This window comes from Agrobacterium vacciniicorymbosi (assembly GCF_040427045.1).
Classification (GTDB): Bacteria; Pseudomonadota; Alphaproteobacteria; order Rhizobiales; family Rhizobiaceae; genus Agrobacterium.
This window is the reverse complement of record NZ_JBETMF010000014.1, coordinates 100,566-115,682: the sequence shown is the minus strand read 5'-3', so window position 1 is coordinate 115,682 and position 15,117 is coordinate 100,566. Positions and strand designations below refer to the sequence as shown.

The following is a 15,117-nucleotide window of genomic DNA, read 5'->3' as shown; positions in this document are numbered from 1 at the left end:
TGACTGACTGCGAGCGGAGAGAAAGAGCACCGGCTTGAGCCGATGCGCCCTCATCTTACTGCTTGTTGACGACAGCCTTTTCAGGGTTTGGCGGGAAGGACGGATCCGTCTTGGTGCCGTGGAAAAGGTCCAGCGCATAGTTGAGCTGGATATCGTCCTTGGCTTCTGGCGGCACATAGGCTGCGGAGCCCGAACCTTCTTCCGTCTCGCTCTGGCCCTGAATATGGCCACGCAGGCTGGATTCGCCTTCGGCACGCACGCGTCCCTGAAGCTCTTCCGGCAGCGGCTGGTCCACCTTGATGTCAGGCGTGATGCCCGTGCCCTGAATGGACTTGCCCGATGGCGTGTAATAGAGCGCCGTCGTCAGGCGAAGCGCACCGGTATCACCCAGTGGAATGATCGTCTGAACGGAGCCCTTGCCGAAGGAACGGGTCCCGAGAACCGTCGCACGACGAAGATCCTGAAGCGCACCGGCCACGATTTCAGACGCGGAGGCCGAACCGCCGTTGACGAGAACGATAACAGGCTTGCCGTCGGTCAGATCGCCAGCCGTTGCGTTGAAGCGGCGTGTCTCTTCCGGATTACGACCGCGGGTCGAAACGACCTCGCCGCGCTCAAGGAAGGCGTCGGAGACGTTGATCGCCTGATCGAGAAGACCGCCCGGATTGAGGCGCAGGTCAAGGACGTAGCCCTTCAGCTTATCAGCTGGAACGTCTTCTTTGATTTTCTTGATCGCCTTTTCGAGATCGTCATAGGTCTTTTCAGTGAAGGAGATAACGCGCAGATAACCGACATCGCCACCTTCGACACGCGACTTGACGGCGCGCACGGCGATGATTTCACGCATTACGCTGATGTCGAGCGGCTTGTCGGCGCCCTGACGGATGATCGTCAGCTTGATCGGTGTCTTGACCGCACCGCGCATCTTTTCCACGGCTTCCTCGAGCTTCAGGCCGCGAACTGGCTGACCGTCGATCTCCGAGATATAGTCACCGGCGAGAATGCCTGCCTTGGCAGCAGGTGTATCGTCCATCGGCGAGATGACCTTGACCAACTCGTTTTCCATCGTCACTTCGATGCCGAGACCGCCGAATTCACCCTTGGTCTGGGTGCGCATGTCGGTGGCGTCCTGCGCGTTCAGGAAGCTCGAATGCGGATCGAGCGAGCTCAGCATGCCGTTGATGGCGTTCTCGACCAGCTTCTTGTCGTCGGGTGGCGTCACATATTGAGCGCGCACGCGTTCGAACACGTCACCAAAAATCGACAGCTCCTTGTAGGTCGAAGGACCGGCAGCCTGTGCCGGCATGCTTGCCGAGTAGATAACGCTCATCGCCGTGGCACCCATAAGTCCACCGATGAGGAGAAGTGAAGCCTTACGAATCATTGCGCGCCCTTCCGGTATTTTTTGCGGTCCACCAAGGTTGAGAATCAACCGGTACGCCGTCTTTCCTGAATTCAATGTAAAGCGTCGGCCTGTCAGTTTCCAGCGCCAATGCAGCGGCACTTGCCACTCTTTTTGCGCCCATGGAGGCAATGGGTTCACCAGAGAACACAAACATACCCTGCCTCGTCCTCACATTATCCATGCCTGTCAGCACCAGATGATAACCGTCACCGGCATTGAGAATAATCATGCGGCCATAACTGCGAAATTCCCCGGCAAAAACGACGAACCCATCAGCAGGCGCAGTCACCAGTGCCTCGGGGCCGGTTGCAATGACGATTCCCTTGGAAAAATGCCCTGTTCCGTCGGCATCACCGAACTTTCGCAGCACATCGCCAGAGACCGGCATGGCCAGTTTACCCTTCAGACTCGAAAACGGATATGCGGGCGCAATGCGGTTTTTATCGGGCATTCCGGCGTCGGTTTGGGCCTGTACTTTATCCCGTTCGGACTGCGATAAAGCGGCCAGTCTTTCCTGCTCCAGACGCTCTTTTTCTTTTGCCTCACGCACGGAGGAAATCTCGCTTTCAAGCGATGAAACCAGCCCTTCGAGACTGGTTGCCTTGCTCGCAAGTTCTTCAGAACGCTTGCGTTCTGCGTCCAGCTCGCTTGCCGTTTGCGTGTTGCGTTTCTCGTTTTCGAGCCGCAGAAGATCGAGCCGCTTTTCTTCTTCGAGGCTCGCGGTCATCGTATCGGTCAGCTGTTGTTTTTCGCCCGCGATGGCCTGACGCAGGTCGGTCAACTCTTTGAGAGCAGAAACCAGCTTGTCGGTCTCCGAGCGGATGCCCGGAACGACTGCGCCCAGCAGAATGGCGCTGCGCACGGATGCCAGTGCATCTTCCGGCGAAACGAGAAGAGCAGGCGGCGGATTGCGGCCCATTCGTTGTAGTGCAGCCAGCACTTCTGCCAGAACGCCGCGCCGTTCGCGCAGGGACGCCTTGACCTCATCTTCGCGAATGCCAAGCTTGGCAAGGCGGTCTTCACCATCGCTGATCTTGGCTTCCAGATCCTTGCGACGCGCAGCCGAAGCGATCAGCTCGTCCTTGATACGGGCCGTATCCTGATTGAGCGCTGCAATACTGTCTTGCAGCTGACGGGATTTGTCTTCGGACAGGCCGATACTATCGACCAGTTCCTGCAAATCCTCCCGGTTCTGGTCACGGCGTTTTTCAAGCGCATCGAGATCGTTTGGCTGTTGGGCCGCACCCTCTGTCGTGGCTGGCGCAACGTCTTCCTGAGCCCATGCGCGAAGAGCCGGATAGGCGGCGACCATGCAGGCAGCAAGGATCGCGCCCGAAAGGGTCGTCCACCTGTGTCTGCCGGGTGCATCTGCCATGGAATATGTCTAACCGTCGAAAAGATTGGCGACCATACGCTGCTTCGGCGCGTCGCGCCAAGAGGGTCATCACCGGACTAGGCAATATGATGGCCGGATTTGAGACGAGAGCGTGTCGAATAATAATTTTCTTGTAGAATTGACAACGTGTCATTCCAGGCGAACAGATTTCTTATGTTAAATTAGAAGTGATACGGTTTAGATGATCTCGATATCGGTTGCTAAGGAGGCTTTTCCTGAAATTGGGGGCGTCTCTAACCCAGCAGTGCTCTGCAACGGTGAAGAGGCATTTGTTTGCTATAAGGTTTCACATCGCGAAGGACGCGGTAACGCCCTGCTCAAATTTAGCGATGTTATCGATTTCCGTTTAACGCCGCTGAACACTGAGCGGCTAGATTCATTCCGCTATTTAATTAGCCCTTGGCAATTTAACGAGGTATTCGGTGGCGACCAAGTCGCCCGATGGAAGGCATTTGATCCAAGATTTTGGCTAATATCTTTTAACGATGTTGTTATCGAGATCCTATTTGGCACCGTGTGCATGATACTCCGTGACGAAGAAAATTTTTCACCGCAAAAAACATTGCTTAGCGCCCTAATCGAAGAGCAAGTTTAAACGCGGTGATAGGGATGGCCGGATAGGATCGTCACCGCGCGATAAAGCTGTTCTGCAATTAGAATTCGCACGAGTTGATGCGGCCAGGTGAGTTTGCCGAGACACAGGGTGGCGGAGGCCTTGTCGTAAAGCGATGGGTCAAGTCCATCCGCGCCGCCGATAGCGATCACCAGATCGCGCTTGCCGCTGTCTCGCATATTGCCGAACAGATCGGCAAAGGCCGGGCTGTCGAGCGCCTTGCCGCGCTCGTCGAGAAGAATGAGGGCTGCGCCGTCAGCCAGATGTTTTTCCAGCATCGCAGCTTCCTCACGCTTGCGCGTTTCGGCGTTGGAGGCGCGGCTTTCCGCCACCTCTATGACACGGGAAAATTCGAGACCGATGGCCGGTCCCGTTTTGGCGAAACGGTCCATATAGCGCGACGCAAGATCTTTTTCAGGGCCGGATTTGAGCCGTCCCACCGCAAAAATCGAAATCCGCATTCACACATCCATCCGTTTCGCAAACTCAATCGTTTGCGTATCTATCAGGACAGGCTGCGGATTTCTATGCGGCCGATGCGGCGCATCGGCCTTGAAACCGCATCAATGCAGCGTTTCTTCCTCGATGTCAGGGGCGGCCCACATCTTTTCGATGTTGTAGAACGCTCGGACTTCGGGACGGAACACATGGATGATGACATCGCCTGCGTCGATCACGACCCAGTCACCGGCTTCTAAGCCTTCGACGCGGGAGTGACCGAAGCCCTCATCCTTCATATCGGAGATGAGATGCTCGCAAATGGCCGAGACATGCCTGTTGGATCGCCCGGAGACCACAACCATGTAGTCCGCAAGCGCCGATTTTCCGGCAATGTTCAGGTAAACGATATCTTCTGCTTTGGAGTCCTCTACGCTTGCGAGGACGGTTCCGAGGGCACGACGGGCAGCATCAACGCCACTCTCCATGCTCTTTGGGATAGCGCTGAAAGCTCTTCCCTTGGTGTGTACTGTTGTCAGTGGTTTCCCTTTCCGAAATGACAAACCAGATACTGCGCAGCGATTCTTAACGCCACACAGTAAAGTTGGCATCAAAGCGTTAAGTTTTCAAGATGTGGGGACGCAATCCGCACGTCATACTTTATCTATGACCGTTGCGCAGCGCCGTGGAACTGAGCGTCGAGCGCGGTCCGTGGATGAAAACCCAGGCGGGCGCGGTCTTGGTCCACAAAACACCGGCATCGTCTTCATCCACCCGCGCATGGCTGAAAGCCTGCGCCATGGTGGAGGACAGATAGGCCAAGGTCGCGCCGGGCCGGTCGATGACGGCAATCGGGAAGGTTTCAGCGATCTTGCGCCATTTCTGCCAGCGATGGAATGTGCGCAGATTATCCGCGCCCATGATCCAGATGAAATGCACATGAGGATTTCTGGCCTTGATCTTCGCCAGCGTATTGGCCGTGTAACTGATGCCGAGCGATTGCTCGAACGCCGTGACCTTGACGCGCGGATCGCTGATCAGCTTTTCGCAGGCCTCGATGCGGGTTTTCAGCGGTGCAAGCTCTGCCTTGTTTTTCAAGGGATTGCCGGGTGTGACCATCCACCACAGCTGATCAAGGCCGAGACGCCTCAGTGCGATTTCGGCAACCAGCGCATGGCCCGCATGGGGTGGATTGAAGGACCCGCCGAACAGGCCGATGACCATGCCGCGCTCCGTGTGCGGCATGGTAAGGTGGTGCTTGTCCAGACCGGTATCGTCAGTCACATATCATGTCCGCGTCTGGCCGGTGCCATGCACACGGTATTTGAAGGACGTCAGCTGTTCGACACCGACAGGGCCTCGCGCATGCATCTTGCCGGTGGCAATACCGATTTCTCCGCCCATGCCGAACTCGCCGCCATCGGCAAATTGCGTCGAGGCATTGTGCAGCAGGATGGCGGAATCGATTTCGTTGAAGAAACGTTCGACCACGCTGGAATCTTCCGCAATCACTGCTTCGGTGTGATTGGACGAGTATGTGCCGATATGTTCGATGGCACCTGAGATACCATCCACGACGTTGACCGAAATAATGGCGTCGAGATATTCCGTGCGCCAGTCTTCTTCCGTCGCGGCTTTCACGCCTTCGACGGCTTTCTGCACGATCTCGGAGCCACGCACCTCGCATCCGGCATCGAGCAAAACTCGGACCAGTGGTTCGAGATGCGTCGATACGGCAGCGGCATCGACCAGCAGCGTTTCTGCAGAGCCGCAAATGCCGGTACGACGCATCTTGGCGTTCAGTACGATGTTTTTCGCCATGTCCAGATCAGCGGATTGATCTACATAGACGTGGCAGATGCCTTCCAAATGCGCGAAGACGGGAACGCGCGCTTCAGACTGCACGCGCGCAACGAGGCTTTTGCCGCCGCGCGGAACGATCACATCCACCGTGCCGCCCAGTCCGCCGAGCAGACTGCCGACGGCGGCGCGGTCCGTGACGGGCACGAGTTGGATCGCATGCTCTGGAAGTCCTGCGATCTTCAAACCTTCAACGAGGCAGGCATGGATAGCGCGCGATGAATATTGCGAATCCGAACCACCACGCAGGATCACGGCGTTGCCAGCCTTGAGGCACAGCGCGCCCGCATCCGCCGTCACATTGGGGCGGCTTTCATAGATAACGCCGATGACGCCCAGCGGGGTTCTGACGCGCTCGATCTTCAGGCCATTGGGGCGATCCCAGGCAGCGATGACCTCACCGACGGGATCGGCAAGGGCTGCGATGGAACGAATGCCATCGGCAATGCTTGCGATCCGTGCATCGTCCAGTTTCAGCCGGTCGATAAAGGAGGCAGCAACGCCTGAACTTTCGGCAGCAGCAAGGTCTCTGACATTGGCGTCGAGAATTCTGTCCTTCGAAGCCTCGATGGCAGAGGCCATGGCCAGCAAAGCGCGGTTTTTCTGATCCGCGCTGGCGATGGACAACGGTCGCGAAGCAGCTTTTGCCTGAGCGCCGATGGACATCATCAACGTTTCAACATCATGGCTCTGCTTCACGGCCTGTTCAGGCATCGACTTCATCCTTCTTCGTATCGTTTATTTTGACGGAGATACCCGTCATCACCAGATCGTCGCGATGGATCATCGCGGCGCGACCGACATAACCGAGGATCGCCTCGATCTCGTTGGACTTGTGGCCGTTGATCTGCCGTGCCTCTTCGGCATCGTAACCGGCAAGACCACGGGCAATCTCGCGACCCTGCGCGCCCACGATGGCGACGGCGTCACCGCGACCGAAATTGCCTTTCACCAGCGTCACACCGGCGGGCAAGAGACTTTTTCCGGCGTAAAGCGCCTTTTCCGCACCTGCATCCACATGCAGTTCGCCAGCAGGTTGAAGCTGCCCGGCAATCCAAGTCTTGCGGGCTGTGACGGGCGTGCCCGATGGTGCAAACCATGAGGAGCGCGCGCCGTTTTCGATGGCTTTCAGCGGATTGAGCGTCTTGCCCGACGCGATGATCATGCCGCAACCGGCTGCTGTCGAAATCTTGCCTGCATCGATTTTGGTGCGCATGCCGCCGCGCGATAGTTCGGATGCAGCACCGCCTGCCATGGCTTCGATCTCAGGTGTGATTTCGGCAATGGTTTCCAGAAACCGGGCGTCGGGATCAAGATGCGGCGGTGCGGTGTAAAGCCCGTCAATGTCGGATAGCAGGACCAGAAGGTCCGCGCCCGTCATGGTCGCCACGCGTGCTGCCAGACGGTCATTGTCGCCATAGCGAATTTCCGTCGTCGCCACCGTGTCGTTTTCGTTGATGATCGGGATCGCACCGATCTTGAGCAGCTGGTTGATGGTCGCGCGCGCGTTGAGATAACGACGACGCTCTTCCGTGTCAGACAGCGTCAGCAGAATTTGTCCGGCGACGATCTCGTGCTTGGACAGGCTTTCCGACCATGCCCGTGCCAGCGCGATCTGGCCAACAGCCGCCGCCGCCTGGCTTTCTTCCAGCTTCAAGGCGCCGGAGGGCAGGCCAAGAACGGTGCGACCCAGCGCAATCGCTCCTGACGATACGACCTGCACATCCGCGCCGTTCTTTTTCAGCGCCGCGATATCCTCGCAGATTGCATCCAGCCAATCGATCTTGAGGCCGCTCTTGCGGTCAACCAGCAGGGCAGAACCGATCTTGATGACGATGCGGTGATGTTTGCCGAGAGGTTTTCGCGCCGATGTCATAGGCGGTCGTCTCCATCCTCGATCTCGTCTTCGACAGGCATGGAACGGTCAGGCATGGCGGTGCTGCCGCCACGGCTATCGGAGACGATGATGTCGCGTAGTTCGCGCAGGGCTTCCAGCATGCCGATATGGGCCGCGGCAGACAGAAGAAGCGGTGGACGGCCACAGGCCTTCTCCAGTTCCTTTGCCTTCTTCTTCAGCTCTTTTTCGTCGAGAACATCGATCTGCGAAAGCGCCACAATTTCAGGCTTTTCCGTCAGGCCGCCGCCATAGGCATCAAGCTCTTTCTTGACCGTCTTATAGGCCTTGCCGACATTCTCTTCCTGCGCCGAAACGAGGTGCAGCAGAACGCGGGTGCGCTCGACATGGCCGAGGAAACGGTCGCCAATGCCAACACCTTCATGCGCGCCCTCGATCAGGCCGGGAATGTCGGCCAGAATGAATTCACGTCCATCGATGGTGGCAACGCCGAGATTCGGGTGCAGCGTGGTGAAGGGGTAGTTGGCGATCTTGGGGCGCGCGCGCGTGACCGTGGCCAGGAAGGTGGACTTGCCCGCATTGGGCAGACCGACCAGACCGGCATCGGCAATCAGCTTCAGGCGAAGCCAGACCGTCTTTTCCTCGCCCGCAAGGCCCGGGTTGGCATGGGTCGGCGCCTGATTGGTGGAGGACTTGAAATAGGCATTGCCGAAACCACCGTTACCACCGGCGGCCAGACGGAAACGCTGGCCTTCCTTGGTCAGGTCGATGATCAGCGTTTCGTTGTCTTCTTCGAAGATTTGCGTACCGACGGGCACGCGCAGAACGACATCAGCGCCCTTGGCGCCGGTGCGGGTCTTGCCCATACCGTGCTGGCCGATGGTGGCCTTGAAGTGCTGCTGGAAGCGGAAGTCGATCAGCGTGTTGAGGCCATTGACGACCTCGACCCAGACGTCACCGCCACGTCCGCCATCACCGCCGTCAGGGCCACCGAACTCGATGAACTTTTCGCGCCGGAAGGATACGGCACCCGCGCCGCCATCGCCGGAGCGAATATAAACTTTTGCTTCATCGAGAAATTTCATCGTCTTGGCCGTTCTGTCAGCTTAGTGGCAATTCCAGCAAAGGTTTGCGGTCTTGCTTTTTTAAAAAAGGATCTGCCGATCCAAATATAGGCGCAGGCTCTCAAGGTCAAAGATTATCGTGGCGTGAGAGCCGATAGGGCAAGGCCGGTTTGTGATGAAACCGGCCTCGTTTCGATTTCTTCACGGTCGGGCCGCGCGAAATGCCTCTGCGGTCAGTGCGGTATCCAGATGCGTGACCATGCTTGCCCGGGCAACCGCATAGACCTCCTTGCATCCGTTGATGTGGAAACCGAGCTTGTCCTGTACCCGCAACGAGGCAGGATTGTCTGCAAACACGCCGGAATAGAGCACTTCGCCGGGCTTTCGCTCGAAGAAATGCTCAACGACCGCAGCCACGGCTTCAGTCATGTAGCCCTTGCCCCAATGGCCGCGACCGAGCCAATAGCCAAGACGCCACTCGTCATGAAGCCGTTCGATCGAGACGACGCCGATCAGCGTGTCGCCGCCGCAGGTTATGGCAAAATCCCAGTCAGGCAGGGTGCCGGACGTGCGAAGGATCAGCCATTCCAGCGCATCCTGCTTGTAATAGGGTGCTGGAACCCGCGCCAACATGCGCGTGACCTCAAAATCGCTCAACGATTCCGCAATGCTGCCCGCATCCGAAAGGCGCTGCGGGCGCAGCACCAGACGGGTGGTCTTCAATGTCGGGCAGGGGCTTTGCGAAGCCGCTGTCGCGGCGGCTGGAGACCGCATCGATTGAGCCGTCCTCATCGCATATCTCCCCAGCTTCTGAGCGATACCCATGTCTTGCGATCCAGCCTGTACCATTCGACCGGAACCATGCCGCCAAGCGCGAGCGAACCGACCATGCCGGAACCCTGAAGCTGAAAACCGCACTTTTGTATGACGCGGCGCGACGCGATGTTGGTGACCCGGCAACGGGCATCGATCTGCTCGATGTCCCGCGTGCGGAAGGCCATGTCGATCAGGGCATGGGCGGCTTCGGTGGTGTAGCCGTTGTTCCAGTAAGGTTCGCCCAGCCAGTAGCCCATTTCGAGCGTCTTGCCGTCTTCCTGCGGTTCCAGCCCGCAGCAGCCCATAAACTCGCCGTTCTCCATGCGGGTAATCGCATAGACGCACTTGCCAATCTCGCCCACTTTTGCACGTCGCACGAAATCCGCGGCGTCTTTGGCCGTGTAAGGGTGCGGCATACGCGACACCATGGTCGCAATATTGGCGTTGTTGGCAAGATGGGCAAGGGCGTCAATGTCTTCTTCGTGGGGCGCGCGCATAACAAGCCTTGACGATAATAAGACGGGGCAATCGCTCCTTGACCGATCGGGTCTCGGCCGTTCTTCGGGTGACCGTGATTGGTCTACCCTTAACAATTCAGCTTGCATGGTTCAGTCCCTCCATGAGGTTAAGAAAAAAGGGGAGTTGGGTGGTGCCCCAACTCCCCTTTTTTGTGACTGAACCTGTTACGTCTCAGCCGGGTCATTGGGACACCGGCTGCATATGACGCTACCGGCTTATTCTGCTGCTTCCGCTTTCGGTGCCACAGACACGTATACGCGGCCATTGCCCTTCGTGCGGAAGGATACATTACCGGCGGTAAGCGCGAAAATCGTGTGGTCCTTGCCGAGGCCGACATTGGCGCCCGGATGCCACTGCGTGCCGCGCTGGCGCAGAATAATGTTGCCTGGAATGACAGCTTCGCCGCCGAACTTCTTTACGCCAAGGCGCTTGGAGTTGGAATCGCGACCGTTACGCGAAGAACCACCAGCTTTTTTATGTGCCATTGGATTGCTCCTTTAAACCTAGTTTCCCGTGTCGCGCCGATTAGGCAGCAACGATGTCCGTGATGCGGACGACGGTGTGATGCTGACGATGACCGCGCGTACGCTTGGAGTTCTGACGACGACGCTTCTTGAAGGCGATGACCTTCTTGCCGCGATTGTGTTCGACAACTTCGGCCTTGACCGTTGCGCCTGCAACGAAAGGTGCGCCGAACTGTGCGTCAGCGCCAACGCCGATCACGAGAACTTCGGTGAATTCTACAGTTGCGCCAGCGGCTGCTTCCAACTTTTCAATTGTGAGCACGTCGTTGGCCGCTACGCGGTACTGCTTACCGCCGGTCTTGATGACTGCGAACATTTTTTATCCTTTCATGTTCGTTCCGGCTCTGCGCGCAAATGCGTGCTGGCCGTCTTTTTATCAGTCGAATAGCGGAGATTTGGGAGGTTCGAGACCTCTTGAAACCCTGCCGGTGAAACCGCTTTTGACAAAGCGATGCAAACAGAAGGCGCAATACGCCATCAATTTGCGTGTGGGATATGCGAGGAGGCCGTTTCTGTCAAGATCATGAGAGCCTGAAAAATAACCCTTATGAGCAAGATTCTAGGGCGATTTTGCTGCTTGTGGCAAAGAGGCCTCGAAATTTTTGCGGCAAGGGTTTATATGGGCCTCACAACAAGGAGCAGAAATGGCCCGCATAGACAAAACCGACGATTGGCGGGATCGCCACGCGCCGACAATTTCAGCGTTCGAATCGCTTGCCATCGAGGCATATGGCCATCTGCCGGAAGAGTTTCGCGCACTGACCAAGGACCTCGTCATCGAGATCGCGGATTTCCCGACCGATGAAGTGTTCGAGGATATGGCACTCGAAACGCCGTTCGATCTGCTCGGCCTGTTCGAAGGTCGCGGCATCTCCGAGCGTTTCACCATGGAAACCGGCGAGATGGTGAACCGCATCACCCTGTATCGCCGTCCGATCCTGGATTACTGGGCCGAGAACGAGGAAACGCTGGGCGACATCATCACCCACGTCCTCATCCACGAAATCGGCCACCATTTCGGCCTGTCGGATGACGACATGGAGCGCATCGAAGAGAGCGCCGACGAGGCAGCGACGGATCGTTGATCCGCCGTTGCGTCACCGTTTTGGGCCTTACTGTTCGCCCAGCTTCATATCCGGGTGGTATTCCTTACCTTCGACAGTCTTGATGACCGGCTGGCCGCAATGCATGACGCCTGTTGCCGCGTTGAAAGCATAGGTGGGGGAGCCAGCCAGTTCCCAGCCCTTGTTGAGGGCTTCGGTGACGCGGTGACAAAATTTCGCGTCGTCGGGACCGGTGATGAAACGATAGACTTTCATGGTTTTTCTGCCTTTCTCTGATCGATGATCTCGGCCATCGCCACAAGCCTTTCGGCCTGGCCGACATGCAGCCTTTCGATCATGCGTCCGTTGGAATTGATGACGTTCAATCCCACAGATTCCGGTTTTGCGAAAGCCGCAATAATCTCGCGGGCTTCTTGCAACGCCTCTTGCTCGGGCGCAAACGCGCGGTTTGCGGCATCGATCTGGGCTGGGTGGATCAGCATCTTGCCATCGAAACCCATGGAGCGGCCCTGCTCGCATTCTGCGGCAAAGGCATCGAGATCGCGGAAATCATTGGAGACGCTGTCGATGACATCGAGCCCATAGGCACGCGCCGCCAACACGACCTGCATCAGCCACGGCACGAGATAGGTGCGGCGTACTTCAGCGGGAACGCGGGTTTCCTTGCGCAGATCGTTGAGACCGACCACGAAGGCGCCGAGCCGGGCCGCTTGCGTGTGCGAGGATTCGGCAATGGCTGCGGCGTTCAGGACACCCTTCGGCGTCTCGATCATCGCCCAGATTTTGATATTCTCCGGTGCGTCGGCTTCTGCCAGAAGCTCCGCCACATCCTGAATATGGGAAGGCTGTTCCACTTTCGGCAAAAGGATCGCACTCGGCGCGCATTCCAAGGCCGCCTTCAAGTCCCGTTGTCCGACATTGGTCGAAGCGGGATTGATGCGGATAATGGTTTCGAGACCAGCCAGCGGTGTCTCTTTGAAGAAGGTCAGGAGATTGTCACGCGCCTCGTCCTTCAGATCGGGTGCGACCGAATCTTCCAGATCGAAAATGACACCATCGCAATCGAGCGCCTTGAGTTTTGCAAGTGCGCGCAGGTTTATGGCAGGCACCGACAGAAGCGAGCGGCGTGGGCGAACAGTATTGCTAAAATAAAAATCGGCCATGCCGCACTTGTGTCAACCTTTTGTGACATTCGCAAGCAGATAGGCGATGTGCATCCTCTTGCAAGCAGCGCAAAGAAGGCCCACATTCGTTTGGACAGAAAGGTTTGAACCATGCAGGGCATTCGTACATTCTTCATCGTGGCTTCCAGCATCGCAGTTCTGGCTCTTGCCGCTCTTTTCACCGCATCCTTGACGGTTGCATTGGTGGGCACCTTGGCCGTGCTCAGCGCGGTCCGGCTCTTTTCGGCCCGCCTCAAACCAGCTCCCATTCCCGTCAATCCGCGCCATCGCGAACAGCAGAATATGCGCGTGTGGAACGATGGTCGCGGCACCATCATCGACCTCTGATCCAAGACGTCTTTCTATAGCCGTCTGAGATTGGTCGCGGGCTCCAAGGCGAGCCCGTCACCTTCGTGACTTCCTACACGACATCGATATTGGGACGGCTGCCTTGAGTGCAAAGTGTTTGCTGCTCGGCTGCCGGTTGCTACATCGGGACAAACCCCTAGAAATCAGTGAAGCGAATTTATGCAAACCGGTGCAGCGGATGACGACTTTCGTCGTATCCGGTCATGTCGTGTTGCAATGCCGTGGCTTTCAAAGTATCGACATGCCAGTTCAACCCACCTAATCGAGGGAAGCGAATGCGTATCGATGCAATTTCTATCGGCAAGAACCCGCCGGATGACGTCAATGTGATCGTCGAGGTGCCGGTTGGCGGCCACCCGATCAAGTACGAGATGGACAAGGAAGCGGGCGCTCTGATCGTTGACCGATTCCTCTACACCCCGATGACCTATCCGGGTAACTACGGCTTCGTGCCGCACACGCTTTCCGAAGATGGCGATCCGATTGATGTTCTGATCTGCAACACACGTCCGCTGGTTCCCGGCTGCGTGATCAATGTGCGCCCCATCGGCGTGATGATCATGGAAGACGATGGCGGCAAGGACGAGAAGATTCTCGCCGTACCAGCGCCAAAGCTGACCCAGCGTTACGACAAGGTCCGCAACTACACCGACCTGCCGGAAATCACGCTGAAGCAGATCGAGCACTTCTTCGAGCACTACAAGGATCTGGAGCCAGGCAAGTGGGTGAAGATGGGCGGCTGGCAGGATGTCGACGTTGCCCGCAAGCTGATCGTCGAAGCCATCGAGCGCTACAAGGCTCAGGCCTGATTTCAGCCCTTGAGGCCAAATAGAAAATCCTCCGGCTCGGTAATCGATCCGGAGGATTTTTTGTTTGTCGGTATCGCTGAAGCTCAGGCAACCAGCGGGTAGATGGTGTTCCACATCAGCGAGCGGATGAAGAAGATGATGAGCAGCAGAATGATCGGCGAGATATCGATGCCGCCGAGGTTCGGCAGAATGCGACGGATGGGCCGCAGAGCTGGTTCCGTGACGTTATACAGGAAGCTGCCAATCGCGCCGACGAACTGGTTCGAAGAATTGATGACATTGAAGGCGTAGAGCCAGGAGAAGATCGCGCTGGCAATCAACACCCAGGTGTAAAGGTTCAAAGCCAGATCTATTGTCTGAAACAGGGCAAGCATCAATGTCTCCATTCGTTGTTGGATGACATTTAGACATTAGCGCATCAACCGGCAAGTGGGGCGTGTATCGACAAGCCCTGTAAAACAAGGCAAATCACGCGCCCTCATAACAACCCAGAAGAAGATCGCTCGGGCGTTGGATCAGGCAGCACTGCCGCGACCCCCGTGACGTGTTCAATGATGGGGCAGGGCTCGTCGATCCCTGGTCTCAACATGTATCGATTTGGATATCCGTGCCATTTTGAAGCGATTGTCATCCACGTTCGTCCTAAATGTCAGGCGGTCTGTGGATGTTAAATCTTCATTAACGATCGCGTGAGGGCATTTCAGATTTCGGGCCATTTTGCTGCATCGAACCATTAAAATGCGAGCAACCCATGAAACGGGCTGATTCGATTTGCTGAAGGTGTTCCATGATGGATTCAGATGACAGTGCTACGCCTTTCTCCTGGCCTGCTATCGGTGCGGGCTTTAGCCAGCCCTATAGCGTTGGTGTTTCCAGACATTTGCCCGCTGTGTCTGCTGTGCAGGCGGTGCGCACGCAACTGACCGACTGGGGCCAGCCTGTCCATGAGGGCGCGCGCGTCATCGCGGCTTCGCCACAGGCGGCGGGCAGAAGCTATGAGGAAATTCCGCTGACCATGGAAGTGGTGATTGGTCAGGCTCAGCTTCCCGTCTCCGCGCTCATGTCGCTGACGCGGGATCAGGTCATTCTGCTGAACAAGCGGTTTGGCGATCCGGTGGAGATCAGGGTCAACGGGCAGATGATTGGCCGGGGTGAGATCGTTTCCGATCACCACGACAACATCATCGGCGTCAAGCTGACGGAAGTGCTGCGCAGCTAATCC

The 15,117-nt window shown here is 57.1% G+C and carries 20 protein-coding genes; 5 read left to right on the top strand and 15 right to left on the bottom strand.

From position 1 onward, the window contains the following. Window positions 1–55: 55 nt before the first annotated feature. Both ABUK73_RS20060 and ABUK73_RS20055 read right to left on the bottom strand, forming a co-directional pair. Complete coding sequence (locus tag ABUK73_RS20060; protein WP_113086094.1) at window positions 56–1,384, bottom strand: S41 family peptidase; 1,329 nt, start codon at window positions 1,382–1,384, stop codon at window positions 56–58. After that, window positions 1,374–2,780, bottom strand: a complete 1,407-nt coding sequence (locus ABUK73_RS20055) for a murein hydrolase activator EnvC family protein (protein ID WP_353578839.1) — start codon at window positions 2,778–2,780, stop codon at window positions 1,374–1,376. Before ABUK73_RS20055 ends, ABUK73_RS20060 begins: the two co-directional genes overlap by 11 nt. Before the next feature lie 202 nt (window positions 2,781–2,982). Here ABUK73_RS20055 and ABUK73_RS20050 point away from each other — a divergent pair, with 202 nt between their 5' ends. Next, window positions 2,983–3,396, top strand: coding sequence for a hypothetical protein (locus tag ABUK73_RS20050; protein WP_353578838.1), 414 nt, complete (start codon window positions 2,983–2,985; stop codon window positions 3,394–3,396). Here ABUK73_RS20050 and rlmH read toward each other — a convergent pair. From rlmH to rplU, 10 genes are all read right to left on the bottom strand, one after another. Further along, on the bottom strand, window positions 3,393–3,875 hold the full coding sequence (gene rlmH / locus ABUK73_RS20045) for a 23S rRNA (pseudouridine(1915)-N(3))-methyltransferase RlmH (RefSeq protein WP_353578837.1): 483 nt from the start codon (window positions 3,873–3,875) through the stop codon (window positions 3,393–3,395). The two genes, ABUK73_RS20050 and rlmH, sit on opposite strands and share 4 nt — an antisense overlap. Window positions 3,876–3,977: 102 nt before the next feature. Further along, window positions 3,978–4,463 carry a ribosome silencing factor gene (rsfS, locus tag ABUK73_RS20040; RefSeq protein WP_353578836.1) on the bottom strand — a complete coding sequence of 162 codons (486 nt, stop codon included), beginning with the start codon at window positions 4,461–4,463 and terminating at the stop codon, window positions 3,978–3,980. 49 nt (window positions 4,464–4,512) lie between these two features. Beyond that, a complete protein-coding gene (locus ABUK73_RS20035) occupies window positions 4,513–5,097 on the bottom strand; it encodes a nicotinate-nucleotide adenylyltransferase (protein ID WP_113086181.1) in 585 nt (194 codons plus the stop codon). 42 nt (window positions 5,098–5,139) lie between these two features. Then, complete coding sequence (locus ABUK73_RS20030) at window positions 5,140–6,426, bottom strand: glutamate-5-semialdehyde dehydrogenase (RefSeq protein ID WP_353578835.1); 1,287 nt, start codon at window positions 6,424–6,426, stop codon at window positions 5,140–5,142. Further along, entirely contained in the window at window positions 6,419–7,588 is a 1,170-nt protein-coding gene (proB, locus tag ABUK73_RS20025) for a glutamate 5-kinase (RefSeq protein ID WP_353578834.1), read from the bottom strand. Before proB ends, ABUK73_RS20030 begins: the two co-directional genes overlap by 8 nt. Further along, window positions 7,585–8,652, bottom strand: coding sequence for a GTPase ObgE (gene obgE, locus ABUK73_RS20020; protein ID WP_062452941.1), 1,068 nt, complete (start codon window positions 8,650–8,652; stop codon window positions 7,585–7,587). Before obgE ends, proB begins: the two co-directional genes overlap by 4 nt. Window positions 8,653–8,832: 180 nt before the next feature. Further along, complete coding sequence (locus ABUK73_RS20015; RefSeq protein ID WP_353578833.1) at window positions 8,833–9,423, bottom strand: GNAT family N-acetyltransferase; 591 nt, start codon at window positions 9,421–9,423, stop codon at window positions 8,833–8,835. Then, window positions 9,420–10,052, bottom strand: a complete 633-nt coding sequence (locus ABUK73_RS20010) for a GNAT family N-acetyltransferase (RefSeq protein WP_062452939.1) — start codon at window positions 10,050–10,052, stop codon at window positions 9,420–9,422. Before ABUK73_RS20010 ends, ABUK73_RS20015 begins: the two co-directional genes overlap by 4 nt. 129 nt (window positions 10,053–10,181) lie before the next feature. After that, the gene (gene rpmA, locus ABUK73_RS20005; protein ID WP_062452938.1) at window positions 10,182–10,451 is read right to left on the bottom strand and encodes a 50S ribosomal protein L27; all 270 of its coding nucleotides are present in this window, start codon (window positions 10,449–10,451) and stop codon (window positions 10,182–10,184) included. Between the two features lie 40 nt (window positions 10,452–10,491). Then, the gene (gene rplU, locus ABUK73_RS20000; protein WP_353578832.1) at window positions 10,492–10,806 is read right to left on the bottom strand and encodes a 50S ribosomal protein L21; all 315 of its coding nucleotides are present in this window, start codon (window positions 10,804–10,806) and stop codon (window positions 10,492–10,494) included. Window positions 10,807–11,134: 328 nt separating this feature from the next. Between rplU and ABUK73_RS19995 the strand changes: the two genes are divergently transcribed. Next, the gene (locus ABUK73_RS19995) at window positions 11,135–11,575 is read left to right on the top strand and encodes a metallopeptidase family protein (RefSeq protein WP_113086101.1); all 441 of its coding nucleotides are present in this window, start codon (window positions 11,135–11,137) and stop codon (window positions 11,573–11,575) included. 27 nt (window positions 11,576–11,602) lie between these two features. On the opposite strand, the gene ABUK73_RS19990 is transcribed toward ABUK73_RS19995, so the two are convergent. Together ABUK73_RS19990 and ABUK73_RS19985 are read right to left on the bottom strand one after the other, a co-directional pair. Next, window positions 11,603–11,809, bottom strand: a complete 207-nt coding sequence (locus ABUK73_RS19990; protein WP_062452936.1) for a DUF1737 domain-containing protein — start codon at window positions 11,807–11,809, stop codon at window positions 11,603–11,605. Continuing rightward, window positions 11,806–12,717 carry an HpcH/HpaI aldolase/citrate lyase family protein gene (locus tag ABUK73_RS19985; protein WP_353578831.1) on the bottom strand — a complete coding sequence of 304 codons (912 nt, stop codon included), beginning with the start codon at window positions 12,715–12,717 and terminating at the stop codon, window positions 11,806–11,808. Before ABUK73_RS19985 ends, ABUK73_RS19990 begins: the two co-directional genes overlap by 4 nt. 111 nt (window positions 12,718–12,828) lie before the next feature. Here ABUK73_RS19985 and ABUK73_RS19980 point away from each other — a divergent pair, with 111 nt between their 5' ends. Together ABUK73_RS19980 and ppa are read left to right on the top strand one after the other, a co-directional pair. Beyond that, entirely contained in the window at window positions 12,829–13,065 is a 237-nt protein-coding gene (locus tag ABUK73_RS19980; RefSeq protein WP_113086103.1) for a hypothetical protein, read from the top strand. Window positions 13,066–13,361: 296 nt separating this feature from the next. Further along, a complete protein-coding gene (gene ppa / locus ABUK73_RS19975; protein ID WP_113086104.1) occupies window positions 13,362–13,895 on the top strand; it encodes an inorganic diphosphatase in 534 nt (177 codons plus the stop codon). A gap of 83 nt (window positions 13,896–13,978) precedes the next feature. Here the strand turns inward: ppa and ABUK73_RS19970 are convergent, their stop codons facing one another. Next, a complete protein-coding gene (locus tag ABUK73_RS19970) occupies window positions 13,979–14,269 on the bottom strand; it encodes a YggT family protein (protein WP_113086105.1) in 291 nt (96 codons plus the stop codon). Window positions 14,270–14,682: 413 nt separating this feature from the next. Here ABUK73_RS19970 and ABUK73_RS19965 point away from each other — a divergent pair, with 413 nt between their 5' ends. Beyond that, complete coding sequence (locus tag ABUK73_RS19965; RefSeq protein WP_113086106.1) at window positions 14,683–15,114, top strand: FliM/FliN family flagellar motor switch protein; 432 nt, start codon at window positions 14,683–14,685, stop codon at window positions 15,112–15,114. The last annotated feature ends 3 nt before the right edge of the window (window positions 15,115–15,117 follow it).

What these genes read in the sequence shown, in the direction of transcription:
- ppa (WP_113086104.1), top strand. Translation starts at nt 13,362, where the DNA reads ATGCGTATCGATGCAATTTCTATCGGCAAGAACCCGCCGGATGACGTC.
- ABUK73_RS20035 (WP_113086181.1), bottom strand. Translation starts at nt 5,097, where the DNA reads ATGCCGCACACGGAGCGCGGCATGGTCATCGGCCTGTTCGGCGGGTCC.
- rlmH (WP_353578837.1), bottom strand. Translation starts at nt 3,875, where the DNA reads ATGCGGATTTCGATTTTTGCGGTGGGACGGCTCAAATCCGGCCCTGAA.
- ABUK73_RS20010 (WP_062452939.1), bottom strand. Translation starts at nt 10,052, where the DNA reads ATGCAAGCTGAATTGTTAAGGGTAGACCAATCACGGTCACCCGAAGAA.
- ABUK73_RS20030 (WP_353578835.1), bottom strand. Translation starts at nt 6,426, where the DNA reads ATGCCTGAACAGGCCGTGAAGCAGAGCCATGATGTTGAAACGTTGATG.
- ABUK73_RS19965 (WP_113086106.1), top strand. Translation starts at nt 14,683, where the DNA reads ATGATGGATTCAGATGACAGTGCTACGCCTTTCTCCTGGCCTGCTATC.
- rpmA (WP_062452938.1), bottom strand. Translation starts at nt 10,451, where the DNA reads ATGGCACATAAAAAAGCTGGTGGTTCTTCGCGTAACGGTCGCGATTCC.
- ABUK73_RS19980 (WP_113086103.1), top strand. Translation starts at nt 12,829, where the DNA reads ATGCAGGGCATTCGTACATTCTTCATCGTGGCTTCCAGCATCGCAGTT.
- proB (WP_353578834.1), bottom strand. Translation starts at nt 7,588, where the DNA reads ATGACATCGGCGCGAAAACCTCTCGGCAAACATCACCGCATCGTCATC.
- ABUK73_RS20015 (WP_353578833.1), bottom strand. Translation starts at nt 9,423, where the DNA reads ATGAGGACGGCTCAATCGATGCGGTCTCCAGCCGCCGCGACAGCGGCT.
- ABUK73_RS20060 (WP_113086094.1), bottom strand. Translation starts at nt 1,384, where the DNA reads ATGATTCGTAAGGCTTCACTTCTCCTCATCGGTGGACTTATGGGTGCC.
- rplU (WP_353578832.1), bottom strand. Translation starts at nt 10,806, where the DNA reads ATGTTCGCAGTCATCAAGACCGGCGGTAAGCAGTACCGCGTAGCGGCC.
- obgE (WP_062452941.1), bottom strand. Translation starts at nt 8,652, where the DNA reads ATGAAATTTCTCGATGAAGCAAAAGTTTATATTCGCTCCGGCGATGGC.
- ABUK73_RS20055 (WP_353578839.1), bottom strand. Translation starts at nt 2,780, where the DNA reads ATGGCAGATGCACCCGGCAGACACAGGTGGACGACCCTTTCGGGCGCG.
- ABUK73_RS19990 (WP_062452936.1), bottom strand. Translation starts at nt 11,809, where the DNA reads ATGAAAGTCTATCGTTTCATCACCGGTCCCGACGACGCGAAATTTTGT.
- ABUK73_RS20050 (WP_353578838.1), top strand. Translation starts at nt 2,983, where the DNA reads ATGATCTCGATATCGGTTGCTAAGGAGGCTTTTCCTGAAATTGGGGGC.
- ABUK73_RS19970 (WP_113086105.1), bottom strand. Translation starts at nt 14,269, where the DNA reads ATGCTTGCCCTGTTTCAGACAATAGATCTGGCTTTGAACCTTTACACC.
- rsfS (WP_353578836.1), bottom strand. Translation starts at nt 4,463, where the DNA reads ATGCCAACTTTACTGTGTGGCGTTAAGAATCGCTGCGCAGTATCTGGT.
- ABUK73_RS19985 (WP_353578831.1), bottom strand. Translation starts at nt 12,717, where the DNA reads ATGGCCGATTTTTATTTTAGCAATACTGTTCGCCCACGCCGCTCGCTT.
- ABUK73_RS19995 (WP_113086101.1), top strand. Translation starts at nt 11,135, where the DNA reads ATGGCCCGCATAGACAAAACCGACGATTGGCGGGATCGCCACGCGCCG.